The organism is Paenibacillus sp. FSL H3-0302 (assembly GCF_037982245.1).
GTDB lineage: Bacteria > Bacillota > Bacilli > Paenibacillales > Paenibacillaceae > Paenibacillus_AQ > Paenibacillus_AQ odorifer.
Map to the genome: position 1 here is coordinate 2,999,872 of NZ_CP150284.1, position 16,192 is coordinate 3,016,063.

Below are 16,192 nucleotides of genomic sequence, written 5' to 3' on the forward strand. Positions count from 1 at the left end.
TAAAAACCTATCATAAGACATGATAGGCCTGCGCCCAACTATTTTTTGCTGCTGCAAACGGCAATATAATTCAGATCTTTACCCGTCGTATTAAAAAAGGTATACATCTTTTTGAACTGTTCCCGGTTCTCTTTCTTGAGCCCGTTTTTCACAATACGCAGCGCCCCGATAACCCCTTCATCGCGAATGAGTCCATTGATACTCATTAAGGACATGGGACCGGTAGCATTGTCTACTTGCTTAAAGCCTGCGGAGTGGAACAATCCCGCCCAATGCCCAACAGACAGCGGCTCGACATTGATGTGAATGGTGCGGCGAAGCTCGGCTAGATGTTCTTCCATATTTTCCTTGGCAAAGGTAATATCATGTGTTAGCAGAATGCCGCCAGGCTTTAGTACCCGATAGTATTCGGCGACTGCCTTTTCCTTCGCAGGCTGGTTAAGCATCGTGAGCATGGCTTCATTAATGACAACGTCAAAGCTCTCATTCTCAAAAGGGAGCTTCATCGCATTGCCTTGCCGGACATGGATATAGTTTTCCAGATTGGCATTTTTAATATTTCGGTTTGCTTTTTCCAGCGCCCGCGGGTCCATATCAATGCCGGTAATTTGACAGTGGTATTTCCCGGCCAGTTGAATGGAGGTGGTGCACATATTGCAGGCTACCTCCAAAACCTGGCTGTCCGTACTCAGATTGGCTTGCTGGATCAGCCAGTTGGTTGCTGCAACGCCGCCGGGCCGCAAACGTTTTTTTCCCAGCCGCGCCAAAAAATTATGGCCTACTTCCTTTTTCATCGCATTCACCCCATTACTTATCCGGCTTGACTACAACCAGAAGCATCTGAAACGCTTCTGTTGCGTATAGGGCATGCGGAATATTGGCCGGCATAACTAGGGTCTCCCCCGCATGAACTGTGTAGTTATCTTCTCCAATTGTAATTTCCGCTTGCCCGGACAAAATGTTGACCATGGCATCGCCCGGGGAAGAATGGCCCCCAATCGACGAGCCTTTATCCAGCGAAAGTAAGGTCATTGCCAGATTTGGCCGCTGTACAAGGGTCAGACTGGAAACCTGCTGTTCCTCTATTGTGATGATTTCTTTCAAATCTATGACTGCGGATTGCGGCAGTTTTTTAATAAATAAACCTGTTTCCATTTTGAATACCTCCGTTTTATATACTGATTTGCAAAAATTTGCAGCTGCTGTGGGCGGAATAATCATGCCATGTGCCCGCTGGGACGATAACAGATGCGCCGGCTGTCAATTGATAGGGCTCTGCCGCCACCAGCAGATGAAGCTCGCCTTCCAGCACATGGATGATTTTAGATTTGGGGGAGGTCTCCGAACTGATAGTCTCCTCCTGATCCATGGCATACAATACCCATTCCGGTTGTGCTGCTGTTTCGGCTGCAGCTACGGGCAATGACAGCGTTCGGCTCGCAATCCGGTGCGGCTTGACGCTGATCATATCTGTTAAGAAAAATACCTTGCCTGCTGTAATTCCACTCATACGATCCCCCTGTTCAAAGTACAGTGTTTTGATTATTTCCAAATTGCTTGATTGAATGATTCCTGCAATTTGATATAATGAGAATGACTAATGAGAATTATTCTCATTTATTTTATTGTAGCAGAGTATTCATCATGACTCTGTTGCCATGGCAACAGGAGGCTGAGAAAATTGCAGAAATATCTGAGCAGGATACAGAGCACCACTTTGTTTAAGGGATTCGCGGACCGGGAGGTGCAGCAAGCACTGAGCTGCCTGCAGGGCACAATCAAGGATTTTGCGCGGAAGGAGGTTGTTTTTAGAAAAGACGATATTCTGGATTCGGTGGGCATTATTATCCATGGCAATGTTTTGCTGTGCAAAGATAATATCTCAGGCATGAGATTTATTTTCTCGGAACTCGGGGATGGAGAAATCTTTGGCGAAACGGCGCTTCGCCTTGTCCAAGAGCACAGCGGCTATGAAGCGGTGGCGGGATCGGAATGCCGGATTCTGTTTATCAAAATAAATAAAATCGTCCGGCCCGGCCAGGACACTTGCCATTTAAGGGGACGGATCATTGAGAATATGTTGGCCCTGCTGCTTGAGAACAACCGGTCTATCTATCAAAAGCTGGATCTGGTCTCCCACAAATCGCTGCGGGACCGTATCCTGCATTATTTGGCCCTCCAGACCAAAAAAAACAATTCCGCCTGTTTTGAAATTCCGTTTACCCGCAGCGACCTGGCTGATTATTTGACTGTTGACCGCAGCGCCTTGTCCAGAGAGCTGCAGCGAATGGCACAGGACGGGCTGATCCGGTTTAATCGAAATCAATTCGAGCTGTTGGACGCGGAGAATCAGCTGCGGATCAGCGATTTTTAGAATAATTTCTCCAAACATAGTAAAGGAGTAAACAGAGGGAATAATCAGCTAGAAAGCGCATTGGGAAAGGATTTGACCGATCTAAACAGCATAAAAGAGGTAGTTAAAGTTAGCTAACTGTTGACTTGAGTTTTGATTTGTTGATTTTAGCTATCTATCGTAGTTACTCATAAATACAAGAGCCCGCGTCGAACGCGGGCTCTTGTATTTTACTCTCCTCCAGTAGCCACCGGATTCTCCTCATATGAAATCCAATCACTCCAGCTTCCTGCATACAGCTTCACATTCTTGTACCCGGCTTTGCCTAGCGCGAGCACATTTGGGCAGGCACTTACGCCTGAACCACAGTACACGATAATTTCTTGCTCAGGATCAATTCCTTCATAATGCTCTTTCAGCACCTCAGTTGATTTCCAGCGCCCTTGCTCATCCAGTACATCCTTCCAGAACTTATTGATCGCTCCGGGAATATGACCTGCCTTCGGATCAATGGGTTCTTCAAGTCCTTCATAGCGGCGGGACTCGCGGGAATCCATCAATAGTGCACCACCGTCGTTAACTACATTTTGCACATCTTCCATGCTAACAAGCATCTTCTTCTGAACATCTGCTTCATACTGGCTAGGAATTCGCACGGCTTGATGATCACTGACGGGAAACTTACCATTTTTCCAAACAGAGTAGCCTTCATCCATTACAAACACACGTTCATGCCCCAAATATTTAAGCATCCACCACAGACGGGAAGCGTAGGCACCGCCTTGATCATCATAAGCAACGACAATGCTATCTCTGTTAATGCCAACCTTGCTAAGAACGGTGGTTAGCTTCGAGATCTCAGGCAGTGGGTGGCGTCCACCGTGTGCGCTTACTGGAGCGGAGAGCTGTTCTTCCAGATGTAGATAAACTGCTCCGGGAATATGATCTTCTGTATAGGCTTTACGTCCAGCTTCCGGGTCAGTAAGTAAAAAACGGCAATCAACTATAACAAGTTCAGGCTCGTATAACCGAGCAAGCAGCCATCGAGTAGAAACGATCGGTTCCATAAAGTAGCCTTCTTTCCTGTTTAATATGTATGGAGTCATTATAGCGGAAAATAAAAGAGGGCGCACCTTAAGCTTATGGCTTAAACTGCGTCCTCATTGAATTAGATCAAACGATATCCTGATGGCAAGCTGCCGGTACGTTGAATGGTGCGAACCTGCGCCGGGGTCAGCCGTTGATTGCTTGAAATGAGCGATTCGACATCTCCTCTTCGCAGAAAGTCGTCCAGTTCGCGGATGCTGCGGTTACCACGCAAAATGACGAAATTATCGCGGAAGGCAGAACGATCGAATAACACAAGCGTAGCGTTCGGATTTGTGGAGAAGAAGCGCAAGCTTTCTATTCCTGTAAGGACTGAATCTATATCTGCAATGCCCAGGTTGCCGCGAAGAGTTCTGCGAAGCCCCCGAAAGTTCTCCTCACTAAACACTCTTAGCCTAGGATATATTACAGATGTTACTTTTTTTGTAATCATGGTTAATCCCTCCAAGTTCGATTGACGAACAGTCGTTTTCGACAACTCGCCGCCAGATTTACCATAAATGAATGCGGTATTTTCGACTGGAAAAAGGAGTGACCTGGGCGCTAGGCTCCGGATTACTCCTTTTTGTTGTTGTAAGCAGTTGTTAGATCAAACGATATCCCGAAGGCAAGTTACCGCTGCTGCGGATATTACGGATTTGTTCGAGGGTTAAGCGTTGGTTAGTAGAAATAATGGATTCCACGTCATTACCTGAAATGAAATCATCCAGATCCCTAATGTTGCGGTTCCCGCGAAGAACACGGAAATTTCCTCTAAACCGGGTTCTTGTGAAGAGTACCAGTGTAGCATTGCTGCTAGTAGAGAAGAACCGAAGGCTCTCAATACCATCGAGGATGTTGTCCGTATTACGAATACCCAGGTTGCCAGTATATACTCTACGGCGTCCATTGAAGTTTTCTTCATCGTACACGGTCAAGCGAGGGAAAGTCTGAGAAATGTGAACTTCTTTTTTCATTTGTAATTCCTCCTTTGTTATCTAATCTATGTTCATATAACTTTTTGGCTTGGCTGAAAGTCTAATAGAAAGCCCTTATTTGCATGAATTTATTATTTTGGGCTTTACTCCAACAATATATTAGTGTACTATTTAACTATGACACTGACACAATATAAAAAATGAACAATACATTAGTTGGCAGGGAGGATTCGCATGAAACAGGGGAGTGGTGTAGAAATGCAAGATTCAATCGTTCTGCAAATGAATGAGGTAAGTAAGATCATCAAAGGAAGACCAATTGTGGATAAGCTGACATTTGATATCCGTAAGGGTGAAATTGTTGGATTGCTAGGTCCAAACGGTGCAGGAAAGACCACAACGATTCGAATGATGACGGGTTTAATAAGGATGAGCGAAGGCGATGTGATTATCCAAGGCCACAGTGTGAAAAAGGATTTTAAGCAGGCGATTGGCCATATCGGTGCGATAATTGAAAATCCAGAGTTTTATCCCTATATGACTGGACTTGATAATCTGAAGCAGTACCAAAGAATGACGGATAACATTGAGGCTGGCAGAATAGATGAGGTTGTAGAACTGGTAGGACTTCAAGAAGCGATGAATAAAAAAGTAAAGGCTTATTCGCTGGGGATGCGCCAACGTCTTGGGATTGCTCAGGCGCTTCTCAATCGGCCGAAGTTATTGATTTTAGATGAGCCTACGAACGGACTTGATCCGGCCGGAATACGGGAAATGCGTGATTATATGCGTACCATCGCCGAAGTGGAAGGCATTTCTATTCTGATTTCCAGCCATTTACTTACTGAAATTGAACAAATATGCCATCGGGCTATTGTGATCCAGAATGGTAAGCTGGTGACCGTAACTACGATTGGTGAGGAGCAGGAAGCAACCGCACAAGTGAAGCTCACCATCCGTGTAGGATCAATCGAATCCGCTATAAATATCTTGGAGCGCTTGGATTATGCGGAATTGATCTCTATGGATAGCACGCGATCTGAAGTGACAGTAAGTCTGCTTGATAGCAGAGTACCGGAGCTTGTATCTACTTTTAGTGATGAAGCTGTGGGGATTTTTCGGATTACGGAGAATAAACAAAGTCTTGAGGAAGATTTCTTGAAATGGACAGGAGGAAACCGCATTGCGTAACTTTAATAATCTGATTGTGAATGAATGGCTCAAGCTCTCAAAAAAACGCACATTTTTTATGCCATATCTGATATTAATTCTATTATCCCTGCTGTTAGGTTATATAGTTCATTCTGTCTCACCTGGCCTGTTTGAATCAGCTTATGATTTTTCAGCAATGATGCTGCTTTCCCAAGGGATTGGGCAAGTGATTACAATTCTTGCGATTATCGGAACAGCAGGTATTGTCTCAAAAGAGTATAGTCAAGGAACCATCAAGTTCCTGCTTATCCGCGCCAGAAGCCGTACAGCAATCCTCGCATCCAAATATGTGGTTGTACTGTTCTATGCTTTGACTTTGACTGTCATCGGAGGTATAGCCGTTTTTGGAACAGGAGCTTTGTGGTTTGGACTAAGTGGTGGAGAAGCGGGTATGAGTGAGATGCTTACAAACCTATTGTATAATCTCGTTAGTACGGTTGTGTATGGAACACTTGCTTTTATGCTGGGGATATTGACCACTTCAACGGGAGTAACGATTGGGGCTACTATGTTTGCGTTAATGATAGACAAATTGATTATTTCTCGTGATTTTTACAAATATGTTCTGTTTCCAAACTTAAATTTATCTGCTTATGAAGGTGGAGGAGCACCTATGCCTGGAATGACACTGACCTTTTCTATCGTGATGCTTGTCTTATACACAGCTGTCTTTCTTCTCGTAGGTTTCTCCGTCTTTAGACGAAGGGATGTTGCTTAATCATGACAATCGAATTCGATAACAACCTGCCGATTTATATACAGATCATGAATTACATCAAAGGTGAAATCGTCACAGGCAAGCTGAAACCGGGAGATAAAATACTCTCAGTACGAGAACTTGCCAGTGAACTGCAGATTAATCCGAATACGGTGCAAAGAACTTTTCAGGAACTGGAGCGTGAAGAAATCGTGGAAACCCGGCGTGGAATGGGAAGATACGTCACAAGTAATGAAGGTACTATCCTGACCATCAAAAAAGAAATGGCCAAAGATGTGCTAGATCGTTTCATTCGTGGTATGCAGGATCTTGGCTTTCAAGGCGAAGATATTTTAGCGGCGGTTGCGGAGAATATCCGTAACAAGGATAAAGAATAGGGGGATAAACAAGTTGGGGAATATACTTGAGGTTCATGAAGTTACAAAAAAATATAGATCCAAGCATGCCCTCCACAAGGTATCTTTTAATCTGAGTGCGGGTAAGATCACAGGACTGCTGGGCAGTAACGGCAGCGGCAAAAGTACACTTATGAAAATCATCGCTGGACTGACACAACCTACCTCTGGTCGTGTATCTGTCATTGGGGGTTCTGTAGGAACAGAAAGTAAAGCGGTGGTGTCGTTTATGCCTGATAAGCCGCTTACAGAATCCTGGATGAGTGTTTCCGATGCTCTGAAATTCCAAACTGACTTCTATCCGGATTTTGATCAGACTAAAGCCTCGCGAATGTTGGAGTTTATGAAACTAAGAGCGCAAGATAAGGTAAAGGACCTGTCCAAAGGGATGAACGAACGTTTACAGCTTACACTTGCCCTATCACGCCGAGCTAGCCTTTATTTGCTGGATGAACCCATTGGTGGTGTAGATCCGGTAGCTAGAACAAAAATTCTTAACGCGTTAGTAGAGTTTTATGAAGAGGACAGTACCATTCTCTTATCAACCCATTTAGTATCGGATATTGAGCGGATCTTTGATGATGTGATTTTTATAAAAGAAGGAGAAATTCTGATGCATACTGCGGTGGAGGATATTCGGCTACGCCATGGCAAAAGTATTGACGAACTGTTCAGAGAGGTGTACGCAGAATGCTAAAGCTAGTGAAGTATGATTTTAGACGGGATAGGGATAAGTTTCTTGCAGTTTTTGTAATCATAATTCTGGCACAGATTGGGTTAGGATTTACCAAACTGCATGACTATGAACGGTTTACTTTGAACGGAATAGCTTATGTTATTGCAGGACTGATCTTTCTTGTCATGGCAGCAAAAACCTTTTTTAACAATATAAATTCCTATAATCGTCGCCTAGTGCCCGTAAGAACTTTGAACACAGTCCTTTCTCCGTTAGTGCTCTATTTAGCTCTAATGCTGGGTATTATTTTAATAGCTTTGATCCATTTTGGTGTGTATCTTTCAATGTATCCCTCCTCATTTCTTCCGGAGAATTTCTGGAAAGTGGGATTGTTAGTTCTCTTGCAGGCGTATTGGTTTGCCGGTTATATCATGCTTACCTTGATGGTCTCCATTACGGTTGCACGAAGTGTGAAATTTAAGGGGCGAGTATGGATTGGGCTGGCCACTGCGTATTTGTTACAGAATGGAATATTCTATTTGGAGTATTTTATTTTCAAAAGTAACTTCACTGCTTGGGAAAGTGTATTCCAGTTCGAGGTCATAGATGAGATGGATACCGCAAATGGGATACAGCTTATACAGGGTCATTTGAATCTAGCTCCTCTTCTGTTTGAAGCGGTGATAGCAGTTCTTCTTATAGCGGTCATCATCAAGTTAGTTAATAAAAGAGTGGACGTCTAGCCACAACTTGGCGGAATAGTTTTTTGAACGGAGGCAGAGCGATTTAGCTTTGTCTTCGTTTTTGTGCAAAAAAAAGACGTCCTTCTAAGTGAAGGGCATCTGTTAGGGTAAGTTCTACAGACCTTCAACCCGAAGGGTGGCGGTCCATGTTTCAAGCTCTCTTATTAGGCGTTTTTCCTCATTTTCGTCCAAGCGGAATTTAACTCCATATTGATATTGGCCCAGCCCAAACATCCAACCCCACCGGACGCTGCATAAGAGCTGAAGCTTCTCTTCATTTAATTGAAGATGAATAATAAGCCTAGTATCTCTTGCAGTGAATCGAAGATTCAAAGGAGTACGTACCTTACAACCCGAACGGCTAAGATCGAGTAATACAGCCTCTGTTAACTTTCCAGCACCTGGACCGGAATTGTTAAGCGGAACTTCAATCCAGCATTCAAGCGGATGGTTCATAACATAACGGAATGGTTCTTTCCTGCTGGACACATCCATAATTTTCCTCCCCATTGTTTATTTGCTATTATATCGAAAGGGAATGTTGAGAACAATCTACTAAAGTGCTATTTTTAATTAAGAATTAATTTTTTTAATACTGATGAAGGTGATGAGATTTATATGTACCAATACCTTAATGAAACGTTCCGTAATCACAATTTTGATCAAGGAAGCTTGCAGGATGGTGAGTTAAATAACTGCACATTCGAGCAATGCTCCTTCAAAGGCACTTCTATGGAAGAGATGAACTCTATTGGCTGCCGATTTATTGATTGTGATTTTACTGGAGCCATGCTTAATGCGTCTCACCATAAAGGTTCAGCGTTTACCAATTGTAAATTTACGGGAGCGAACCTGTTTGTATCTAAATTCGAAGATTGCAAGATGGTAGGATCGGATTTCTCAAATGCATATTTGGACGGAATCTCTCTACTCGGAGGGGACTGGTCGTACACGAACCTAAGACATACTAATCTAAGCAGACAGGATCTGCGAGGGATTCGATTTACAGAAGCGGATTTAATGGGCTGTAATTTGCAAAAAAGTGACTTGCGCGGAGCGGATTTGAGCCGTGTACAATTGTCTCAATGCAAACTTAAGGGAGCGGATATGCGGGAAGCGATTGTTGAAGGAATTGATTTAAAGAGTCTGGATCTGCAGGGAGTGCGGATGGATATTGAACAGGCGGTACTCTTGGCACGTTCATTTGGGGCAAAAGTAGGGAATTAGTAAACGGACGCATCAGTTGCTAGCGTGGATCATAAAGACCTCCGCTAGCAAATCAAATGCTTGAAGCGGAGGGGGTGGCAGCGCAGATTATTATGAGTATTCTAACTGCTGAACCTATGTATTATGGCATATGTAATAGTATGCGTTAACGTAACCGTTTTCTGGGTTTTGTCCACCATTTAATCCATAAGAATCCATCATCATCACGAAAAAACTTTATACCTACCCAGCGTAAGGGTGTCCATACTTCTTTAAAATAATATGAAGGCATAGTCTGTTAGACCCTCCTATATAGTAAATTATTACTATATATTACGCTAATTCTACGGGATTCACAAGCTAGATTTACTAATAATTACATATTGTCCGGGTGAAAGGAGTTGAGGATGCATTATGCAGGACCTAAGGCACCGCTTGAGCTACCGAGAAGTGCACCCTTCCATTTTACATAGACGCTCTACGTCATAGTGGATAGCAGTGGTCGATGTCATGAAAGACAAAGGAGTAGTAGTTCTCTAATAATAGGAGAACTACTACTCCTTTTTTTGGGATCGTTGTTTGGCTGCTTTTACACCGCCGAGTCATATTCAGTCTATTGAAGCTTTAGGACCCGGATGACGTTATTAGCATGTTTTTATCCTTTTTAGCATGGTTTCGGACCTCAGAGACATTATTCTATATGAAGAGCCTGTTATTGAATGTTTTTGGTGCCAATTACGGCTGTGGTGTCCGTTAATATCCAAAAAGTGAGCTAACGCTGCGTATAAGGTCAGCTGAGTCCAATAGATGATTCGTAAGCGAATGAGATGTAATTAGGAAGTTAGATGTTCAGATCATTGAGGCTACTGCAGCAGTCATTTCATGGGTAATGGGATGGCTTTTTTTTGTTGCCGAGTTGGAAACGAATCTAGTAAAAACACAATGTTAGAAGGGGATAAGCACAGTCATTTTATGATGCCTCGCATTTAATAAACGGAGAGGATGTGATGAGATGACAGAAGGCGAGTTTATAGCGAAGATTGCGAATTTTGCTGTAAAGGACATGCAGCTCACTAAGGTTCCTGCTTCGTTAACCATTGCTCAAGCGGCTCTGGAGTCAGGCTGGGGCAGCAGTGGATTGACTGTGAAAGCGAATAATTTGTTTGGGATCAAAGGAAGTGGACCTGCTGGCAGCATTACTGTACAAACTACCGAATATATTAACGGTAAAGCTGTTAAAGTGAATGCCCCTTTTCGAGCCTATAACAACTGGGGAGAATCTATCGCGGATCATTCCGACTTGATTGTGAATGGAGTCTCATGGAATCGCAACCTTTACAGCAAGGTTCTCGGTGCGAGTGGCAAGGTGGCCGCACAAGAGATTGCCGCAGCTGGTTACGCTACTGATCCGAACTATGCAGCTAAGCTGATTCAAATTATGAATACCTATAATCTGTATCAATATGACGACAAATCCATGGGAGGAGATGATGAGATGTCAGCAGAGGATAAGCAAAAGCTTGTTAGTCTAGAATCGGAAGTAAAGGAACTGCGTGCTCTTATAGCAGCTCTTACAGATAGCAGGGATACGCTGAAAACAGGTGTGCAAGAACAGGGGCAGTCGATTAATAAGCTTACGGATCAGGTGACATTCATTGAAAATCGGGCAGTCATGAATGTCCCTGCATGGGCTGAGGCGGCTGTGAAAGCAGCGACTGCGGCAGGACTTCTCGATACTCCATCGGGTGGCAGTTACGATTTCTATCGCATATTAACGGTGCTGAACCGTGCAGGTTTACTTGTAACAGGAAGTAAAAAATGAAATAAGGAGGATTAAAAAACATGTATAACGATGCTCTCAACAGTGTGCTTGCCTTTGCTTCAGTCCTAGCTGTTTTTGTAATGGCACTTGTACAACTTGTGAAGAATAGCATTGAACTTCCGCGGAACATTGTGCCAGTAGTGGGGTTGGCTATTGGCTTGCTGGTTGGAGCAGTTGCCTATCCGTTCACTGATATGAATCTGATTCTGCGACTCTGGGCGGGGGGGCTTGCGGGACTATCAGCGACCGGTTTGTTTGAACTAGCTTTTAATAAAAGGGAGGGGACGAAAAAAGATGATAAATAGATCTTGCCTATGAGTTTTATAAAACAATCGTTTTACACTGGTAATGTGGCTATGCATTCTATCGAGAACACTAATATATTATGGTATGCCAATTTATAAAGGGGGTGCAACGATGGGAACTTACCTTGATGCTAGAACATCTCAAAATGCCAGCCTCGCCAACTCTATATCTATTCCTATTACGGTACTTAACACGCCGCAGCTTTTTGGACAGATTGGGTTGTTAACGGCTGGAGTGACTACCAATCCACGTGTTCTCCTTAAAGGAACGATATCAGTGACGCTTCCGCTAGCGTTAGTGGGTATCACAATCACGATTGTAAGAGGAACCTTGGCTACTGATCCAAAAGTGTATTCTGCTACTTCAACTTTTGCTCTTAGTATATTGGCTCCGCAAGTAATAACCTTTTCAGCAGCGGATTTCTTACCAGCCATCACACCTCAGCTCACTTATACAGCATTTGTTTCTTCTAATCTTCTCGGTACAGTACGTGTGGGCCCAGAAAGCTTTGATGGTATTTTAGTTTCTGATTAATTGTAGAGCCTTTAACCTCGCTGGTAGCCCAGTAGAGGTCTTTTTTTTTAACTGAACGCCCAATCTTCTAAGGGGATCATTACATATCTTATGATGTATTCTAAATACGGAGGAGGTCTTCTCATGGGTGCTGAATATGGTCATGTTGGTGGTGCTTTTACTTCTACAGGCGCAATCTTAGTTTTGTTCATCTTATTAGTAATTATTACAAGCGCATGCATATTCTAAATCACTAAAATAGCAGAGCTCCATGTTGGCATTTTGCCGACTTGGGGCTTTTTTTTTGTAGATATTTTGTCCATTAAGGTAATATAAAATAATAAGTTAAAAGAATACTAATCACGTAGTGAATAACATGAGTTTACAATACTATGATTTTGAATATTCAAATATACATGTTATCTTAATCTGATAACATAGATTAATACTGTTAAATTTTATTTAGGAGAGAGCTAGTTTGAAGAAAAAAATGATGATCGGAATTTCTTCTGTTATTGTACTTTTAATCATTGTTGTAACTGTGGGAAGCTTTTATTTCTATCATGTTGCTATTGCACGTGCTTCAAAGGACTTCTTAAATGAAAGCCCTGACCTGCAGTCCAGTCCAGAGGTAGAACAATCTAAAGATACCTCGAAGGCAGACCAAGAGTGGTGGGATACCCAGAGCTTTGATAGATGGGAAATGAATTCTGATGACGGAATACAGCTTAAAGCGTACTATTTAGCTGCTCCTGAACATTCCGATAAGACAGTGATTATTGCTCATGGCTATGCTGGAAATGCAACTCAAATGAGCGGTTATGCCAGAATGTATTATGAGAGACTTGGATATAATATTTTGCTGCCGGATGCCAGAGGACATGGAGAAAGTGAGGGTGACTATATCGGATTTGGATGGCCAGAACGTAAGGATTACCTGAAGTGGATACAGAACGTTCTGAAAGCAAACGGTGAGGATACACAGATCATACTGCACGGTGTTTCCATGGGGGGAGCTACCGTAATGATGACAAGCGGTGAGGATTTACCAGCTAATGTTAAAGCAATTGTGGAAGATTGCGGCTATACCTCAGTGAAGGACGAGCTTACCTTTCAATTAAAAAGAATGTACCATCTCCCCGCCTTTCCAATTGTAGATACGACCAGTATGCTAACAAAGATCCGGGCAGGTTATTCCTTTAGTGAAGCCTCGGCCTTAGAACAGGTGAAGAAATCTAAAACGCCAACTCTGTTTATTCATGGCGATAATGATACTTTTGTTCCTACGGAAATGGTTCATACGGTATATGAAAATAGTCCGGTCGAGAAGGAGCTTTACATCGTTCCTAATGCGGGTCACGGAGAAGCTTTCCGCATGGATCCGGTTAAGTATGAGAGCGTAGTTTCTGAGTTTATCGGAAGATTTGTGAAATAGTTGTTGCTGAAAAGGCTGCCGAAAGGTAGTCTTTTCGTGCTTATAATACCGTTAAACATAAATTCGGGGCCCTCTTTCGAGGGCCCCTTTCATGGGAGAGGAGAAACCGGACGAAGAGCTTATGGGGAAACGTAAGCCTGCTCCGCGGTTGTCTACGACATTTGTGGTGTCGATAATTACATGATGTCCCTGGAAGTCCAATCTTATACATTAAGATGACTTATTTCTCTGAATAAGCTGTTTCGCCTTCTTATTTCATATCTAGACAAATTTTTTATTTCATCGCGCAAATGTGTTACGATAGGCGTGGACTTATGCCCTTTTGGGCATAACAAACAGAGATATAGAGCGGGTGAATAACAGTGAGAGTGGTATCGGGAAGTGCAAAAGGAAGGCCACTGAAGAGTGTTCCGGGAAGTGGGACAAGGCCTACGACCGATAAGGTGAAGGAAGCTGTATTTAGCATGATAGGCCCATATTTCGAAGGTGGAGTGGTGCTGGATTTGTTCGCCGGTACTGGGGGGTTGGGGATCGAAGCCTTAAGCAGAGGGATGGAAAGCGGCGTATTTGTTGATATGGATCCTAAAAGTATCGACACGATCCGCGCCAATCTGAAGGCTACTAAGCTGGAAGAACAAGCGCAGGTGTACCGTAATGAAGCTGGGAGAGCGCTAAGTGCGTTGGAGAAGCGGGGGAAAATTTTTGATTTGGTCTTTTTGGATCCTCCCTATCGCTTGAAGCATGGAGATGAGCTTATGCTTATGATGATCGAAAAAGGAATGCTGCAAGAGGACGCAATTATTGTTCTGGAGCATGAATCAAGTTATGCCTATCCTGAAGAGATTCCAGGATTTTATAGGCTGCGTCAGGCCGTATACGGAGAAACGACAATTTCTATTTACCAGTATGAAACTAATCCTGCAGAGGAAAGTGAAGCTGGTGAGGAGGTAGAGAATGAGTCAGCAAATTAGAAAAGAACGTGTTGCCATTTATCCAGGTACCTTTGATCCCGTGACTATGGGACATATGGATATTATTCGGCGCGCATCCAAGCAATTCGACCGTTTGATTGTAACGGTGCTTAATAATTTGAGTAAAAACCCGCTGTTTACTGTTGATGAACGGACAGAGCTATTAAGACAGGCGACCGCTGATATTCCCAATGTGGAAATTGACAGCTTCCGTGATCTGTTAGTGAATTATGTTCGTCAAAAAGATGCTCAAGTCATTGTTCGGGGTATCCGTACCGTTACTGACTTTGAATATGAGCTGCAAAACGCATCGATCAACCATAGCCTGGATCCCGATGCAGAAACGATTTTTATGATGACTAATCCGAAATATTCCTACTTAAGTTCCAGCGTTGTTAAAGAAATCGCCCACTTCGGCGGGAATGTGACTGATTTTGTGACGCCTGAGGTTGAACAAGCGATGAAGCGTAAATTTAACCGAGCCGATGGCGAATAGTACTTACTAGATACGTTCCAGCAGATAATCCCAACAGGATGATGAGCAGAAGGGCTTGCAGACTTAGCAGCTGTGGAAAAGAGCTCCATATGTCCGTTACATTAAGGGTGCCGCTTGGAGTCGGGCGTGAGTCTGCAAGTGCTGGTAAAGCAGCTTTAGGGATAGCCAGCAATGGTTTCCAGAGCAATAAAGTTAACAGAAAAGCATAAAGTCCATGCATCAGACGAACCGTAGCGTAGGGTAGAAATCTGACTCTGGCTTGTTTGAGCATGGTCAGCACCTGTAGTTGCGCACAGAGTCCGCTCCAGCCCAGCGCAGCAGACAGCAAAGCTATCCCAAACATACTAGAGGGACCTGTTCCTATGCTTGCTAGCCCTTTGCTGATTGCGTCGGCGCCTAAATGAATTTCCAGCAAGCTTGCTGGCAGAGCAGCTGGCAATGCGGGAAGTACAGTAGTGATGATATTGATGACTACAGCGAACATAATCATGTAACCGCCCACGACCATCAGACTTTGCACGGCATTAGCGACGGACTCGCCGAGAAGCTTGCCGAAGCTGCGTCCGTCTTTTGCTCTGGCATCTGTTGCTGCAAGCTGAACGCGACTATATAAAGAAGGCTGTTTGGTGTCCGTGGAGATCTTATCAACTGGTTTCGTGTTCGCTGACCGCCCCTTTAATAGAGCATCGGTATAGCTGGCTAGAAGTCCAGAGATCCAGTGGATGGCCAATAGGAAATAACCTGCTGAAGTACTGTGTAGAAAAGCTATGCCAATTACTATAAGTATGGTTACCGGGCTGGCGAAGTGTGTAAGTGCGGCAAGTCGGGCAGCTTCCTTGTCAGAAATGCTGTTCTGCTTGTGTAGCTGCATGACCCCTCCAGCTCCACCGGGGAATCCGGCTGTGATTCCGAGTGCCAAGGTCCAGCCGCTGGCACCGGGCAGACGAAAGACCTTTTTCATCAATGGCTCCAGAAGCACTCCGAAACCATGCACGAAACCCGAGGCGGTAAGCATCTCTGACAGCATCAGGAAGGGGAGCAGGGCAGGGAATACGAGTGTCCACCAAAGCTTCAATCCTTGGAGTGAAGCCTCAAAGGAGCTCTCCGGTGAGATAATAATTGCAATGGCTGTCAAGATTGCCATAATCCCGGGTATAAATGGTGTGGAGCGTGTAGCTAGTCGGCGTATTTGAATATTTTTCATTTCTCAGATCACCTCTTCATAACTTAAGGCATGGACGATGTGTTATCAATTTATGCAGAGTAGACAACCATCATGCCAAACCACTAGTCGAAGCGGTAATGAAGTTCAATCATTCATA

22 protein-coding genes are annotated in these 16,192 nt (G+C 43.8%); 14 read left to right on the forward strand and 8 right to left on the reverse strand.

All coding sequences use genetic code 11. The features are described 5' to 3' along the window. Positions 1-38 precede the first annotated feature (38 nt). Genes MHH50_RS13240 through MHH50_RS13250 form a run of 3 tightly spaced genes read right to left on the reverse strand, consistent with a single transcriptional unit; the run spans position 39 to position 1,510 of the window. Positions 39-794: a class I SAM-dependent methyltransferase gene (locus tag MHH50_RS13240; protein ID WP_076126079.1), complete on the reverse strand. Its 756-nt coding sequence runs from the start codon at positions 792-794 to the stop codon at positions 39-41. A gap of 13 nt (positions 795-807) precedes the next feature. Continuing rightward, positions 808-1,155 carry a cupin domain-containing protein gene (locus MHH50_RS13245; protein ID WP_076189939.1) on the reverse strand — a complete coding sequence of 116 codons (348 nt, stop codon included), beginning with the start codon at positions 1,153-1,155 and terminating at the stop codon, positions 808-810. Positions 1,156-1,171: 16 nt separating this feature from the next. Continuing rightward, positions 1,172-1,510 (reverse strand): cupin domain-containing protein, encoded by a 339-nt coding sequence (locus MHH50_RS13250; protein WP_076126083.1) that lies wholly within the window; start codon positions 1,508-1,510, stop codon positions 1,172-1,174. Between the two features lie 171 nt (positions 1,511-1,681). Between MHH50_RS13250 and MHH50_RS13255 the strand changes: the two genes are divergently transcribed. After that, on the forward strand, positions 1,682-2,374 hold the full coding sequence (locus MHH50_RS13255) for a Crp/Fnr family transcriptional regulator (RefSeq protein ID WP_076126085.1): 693 nt from the start codon (positions 1,682-1,684) through the stop codon (positions 2,372-2,374). 209 nt (positions 2,375-2,583) lie between these two features. On the opposite strand, the gene MHH50_RS13260 is transcribed toward MHH50_RS13255, so the two are convergent. The 3 genes from MHH50_RS13260 to MHH50_RS13270 form a co-directional block, all read right to left on the reverse strand. Next, positions 2,584-3,420 (reverse strand): sulfurtransferase, encoded by an 837-nt coding sequence (locus MHH50_RS13260; RefSeq protein ID WP_312147781.1) that lies wholly within the window; start codon positions 3,418-3,420, stop codon positions 2,584-2,586. Between the two features lie 101 nt (positions 3,421-3,521). After that, positions 3,522-3,893, reverse strand: coding sequence for a hypothetical protein (locus tag MHH50_RS13265; protein WP_076126088.1), 372 nt, complete (start codon positions 3,891-3,893; stop codon positions 3,522-3,524). Positions 3,894-4,044: 151 nt separating this feature from the next. Beyond that, entirely contained in the window at positions 4,045-4,416 is a 372-nt protein-coding gene (locus tag MHH50_RS13270; RefSeq protein WP_076126089.1) for a hypothetical protein, read from the reverse strand. A gap of 195 nt (positions 4,417-4,611) precedes the next feature. On the opposite strand from MHH50_RS13270, the gene MHH50_RS13275 reads away from it, so the two are divergent. The 5 genes from MHH50_RS13275 to MHH50_RS13295 are packed head-to-tail and all read left to right on the forward strand — an operon-like array spanning position 4,612 to position 8,121. Beyond that, positions 4,612-5,568, forward strand: a complete 957-nt coding sequence (locus MHH50_RS13275) for an ABC transporter ATP-binding protein (RefSeq protein ID WP_312147778.1) — start codon at positions 4,612-4,614, stop codon at positions 5,566-5,568. Next, positions 5,561-6,307 carry an ABC transporter permease gene (locus MHH50_RS13280; RefSeq protein ID WP_076301870.1) on the forward strand — a complete coding sequence of 249 codons (747 nt, stop codon included), beginning with the start codon at positions 5,561-5,563 and terminating at the stop codon, positions 6,305-6,307. Before MHH50_RS13275 ends, MHH50_RS13280 begins: the two co-directional genes overlap by 8 nt. A 2-nt stretch (positions 6,308-6,309) precedes the next feature. Beyond that, positions 6,310-6,684 (forward strand): GntR family transcriptional regulator, encoded by a 375-nt coding sequence (locus tag MHH50_RS13285; RefSeq protein WP_076101764.1) that lies wholly within the window; start codon positions 6,310-6,312, stop codon positions 6,682-6,684. A 13-nt stretch (positions 6,685-6,697) separates the two neighbouring features. Beyond that, positions 6,698-7,399, forward strand: a complete 702-nt coding sequence (locus MHH50_RS13290) for an ABC transporter ATP-binding protein (protein ID WP_076126093.1) — start codon at positions 6,698-6,700, stop codon at positions 7,397-7,399. Then, positions 7,393-8,121, forward strand: coding sequence for a hypothetical protein (locus MHH50_RS13295; RefSeq protein ID WP_340034419.1), 729 nt, complete (start codon positions 7,393-7,395; stop codon positions 8,119-8,121). The genes MHH50_RS13290 and MHH50_RS13295 overlap by 7 nt, the downstream gene beginning before the upstream one ends. A gap of 114 nt (positions 8,122-8,235) precedes the next feature. On the opposite strand, the gene MHH50_RS13300 is transcribed toward MHH50_RS13295, so the two are convergent. Continuing rightward, positions 8,236-8,616 (reverse strand): PilZ domain-containing protein, encoded by a 381-nt coding sequence (locus MHH50_RS13300; RefSeq protein ID WP_340034420.1) that lies wholly within the window; start codon positions 8,614-8,616, stop codon positions 8,236-8,238. A gap of 123 nt (positions 8,617-8,739) precedes the next feature. Between MHH50_RS13300 and MHH50_RS13305 the strand changes: the two genes are divergently transcribed. From MHH50_RS13305 to coaD, 8 genes are all read left to right on the forward strand, one after another. Beyond that, entirely contained in the window at positions 8,740-9,348 is a 609-nt protein-coding gene (locus MHH50_RS13305) for a pentapeptide repeat-containing protein (protein WP_076126101.1), read from the forward strand. Between the two features lie 991 nt (positions 9,349-10,339). After that, a complete protein-coding gene (locus MHH50_RS13310; RefSeq protein ID WP_076279068.1) occupies positions 10,340-11,149 on the forward strand; it encodes a glycoside hydrolase family 73 protein in 810 nt (269 codons plus the stop codon). Between the two features lie 20 nt (positions 11,150-11,169). Then, the gene (locus tag MHH50_RS13315) at positions 11,170-11,454 is read left to right on the forward strand and encodes a holin (protein WP_076126104.1); all 285 of its coding nucleotides are present in this window, start codon (positions 11,170-11,172) and stop codon (positions 11,452-11,454) included. 112 nt (positions 11,455-11,566) lie between these two features. Then, entirely contained in the window at positions 11,567-11,989 is a 423-nt protein-coding gene (locus MHH50_RS13320; RefSeq protein ID WP_076126105.1) for a hypothetical protein, read from the forward strand. Positions 11,990-12,112: 123 nt separating this feature from the next. Next, positions 12,113-12,217, forward strand: a complete 105-nt coding sequence (locus tag MHH50_RS13325; RefSeq protein WP_111503812.1) for a sporulation protein YjcZ — start codon at positions 12,113-12,115, stop codon at positions 12,215-12,217. Between the two features lie 229 nt (positions 12,218-12,446). Next, complete coding sequence (locus MHH50_RS13330) at positions 12,447-13,403, forward strand: alpha/beta hydrolase (RefSeq protein WP_076280757.1); 957 nt, start codon at positions 12,447-12,449, stop codon at positions 13,401-13,403. A gap of 362 nt (positions 13,404-13,765) precedes the next feature. Next, positions 13,766-14,374 carry a 16S rRNA (guanine(966)-N(2))-methyltransferase RsmD gene (gene rsmD / locus MHH50_RS13335; RefSeq protein WP_076280756.1) on the forward strand — a complete coding sequence of 203 codons (609 nt, stop codon included), beginning with the start codon at positions 13,766-13,768 and terminating at the stop codon, positions 14,372-14,374. Then, complete coding sequence (gene coaD, locus MHH50_RS13340; RefSeq protein WP_076126111.1) at positions 14,358-14,870, forward strand: pantetheine-phosphate adenylyltransferase; 513 nt, start codon at positions 14,358-14,360, stop codon at positions 14,868-14,870. Before rsmD ends, coaD begins: the two co-directional genes overlap by 17 nt. Here coaD and MHH50_RS13345 read toward each other — a convergent pair. Then, positions 14,848-16,074 carry a nucleoside recognition domain-containing protein gene (locus MHH50_RS13345; RefSeq protein WP_340034421.1) on the reverse strand — a complete coding sequence of 409 codons (1,227 nt, stop codon included), beginning with the start codon at positions 16,072-16,074 and terminating at the stop codon, positions 14,848-14,850. The genes coaD and MHH50_RS13345 overlap by 23 nt on opposite strands. Between the last annotated feature and the right edge of the window lie 118 nt (positions 16,075-16,192).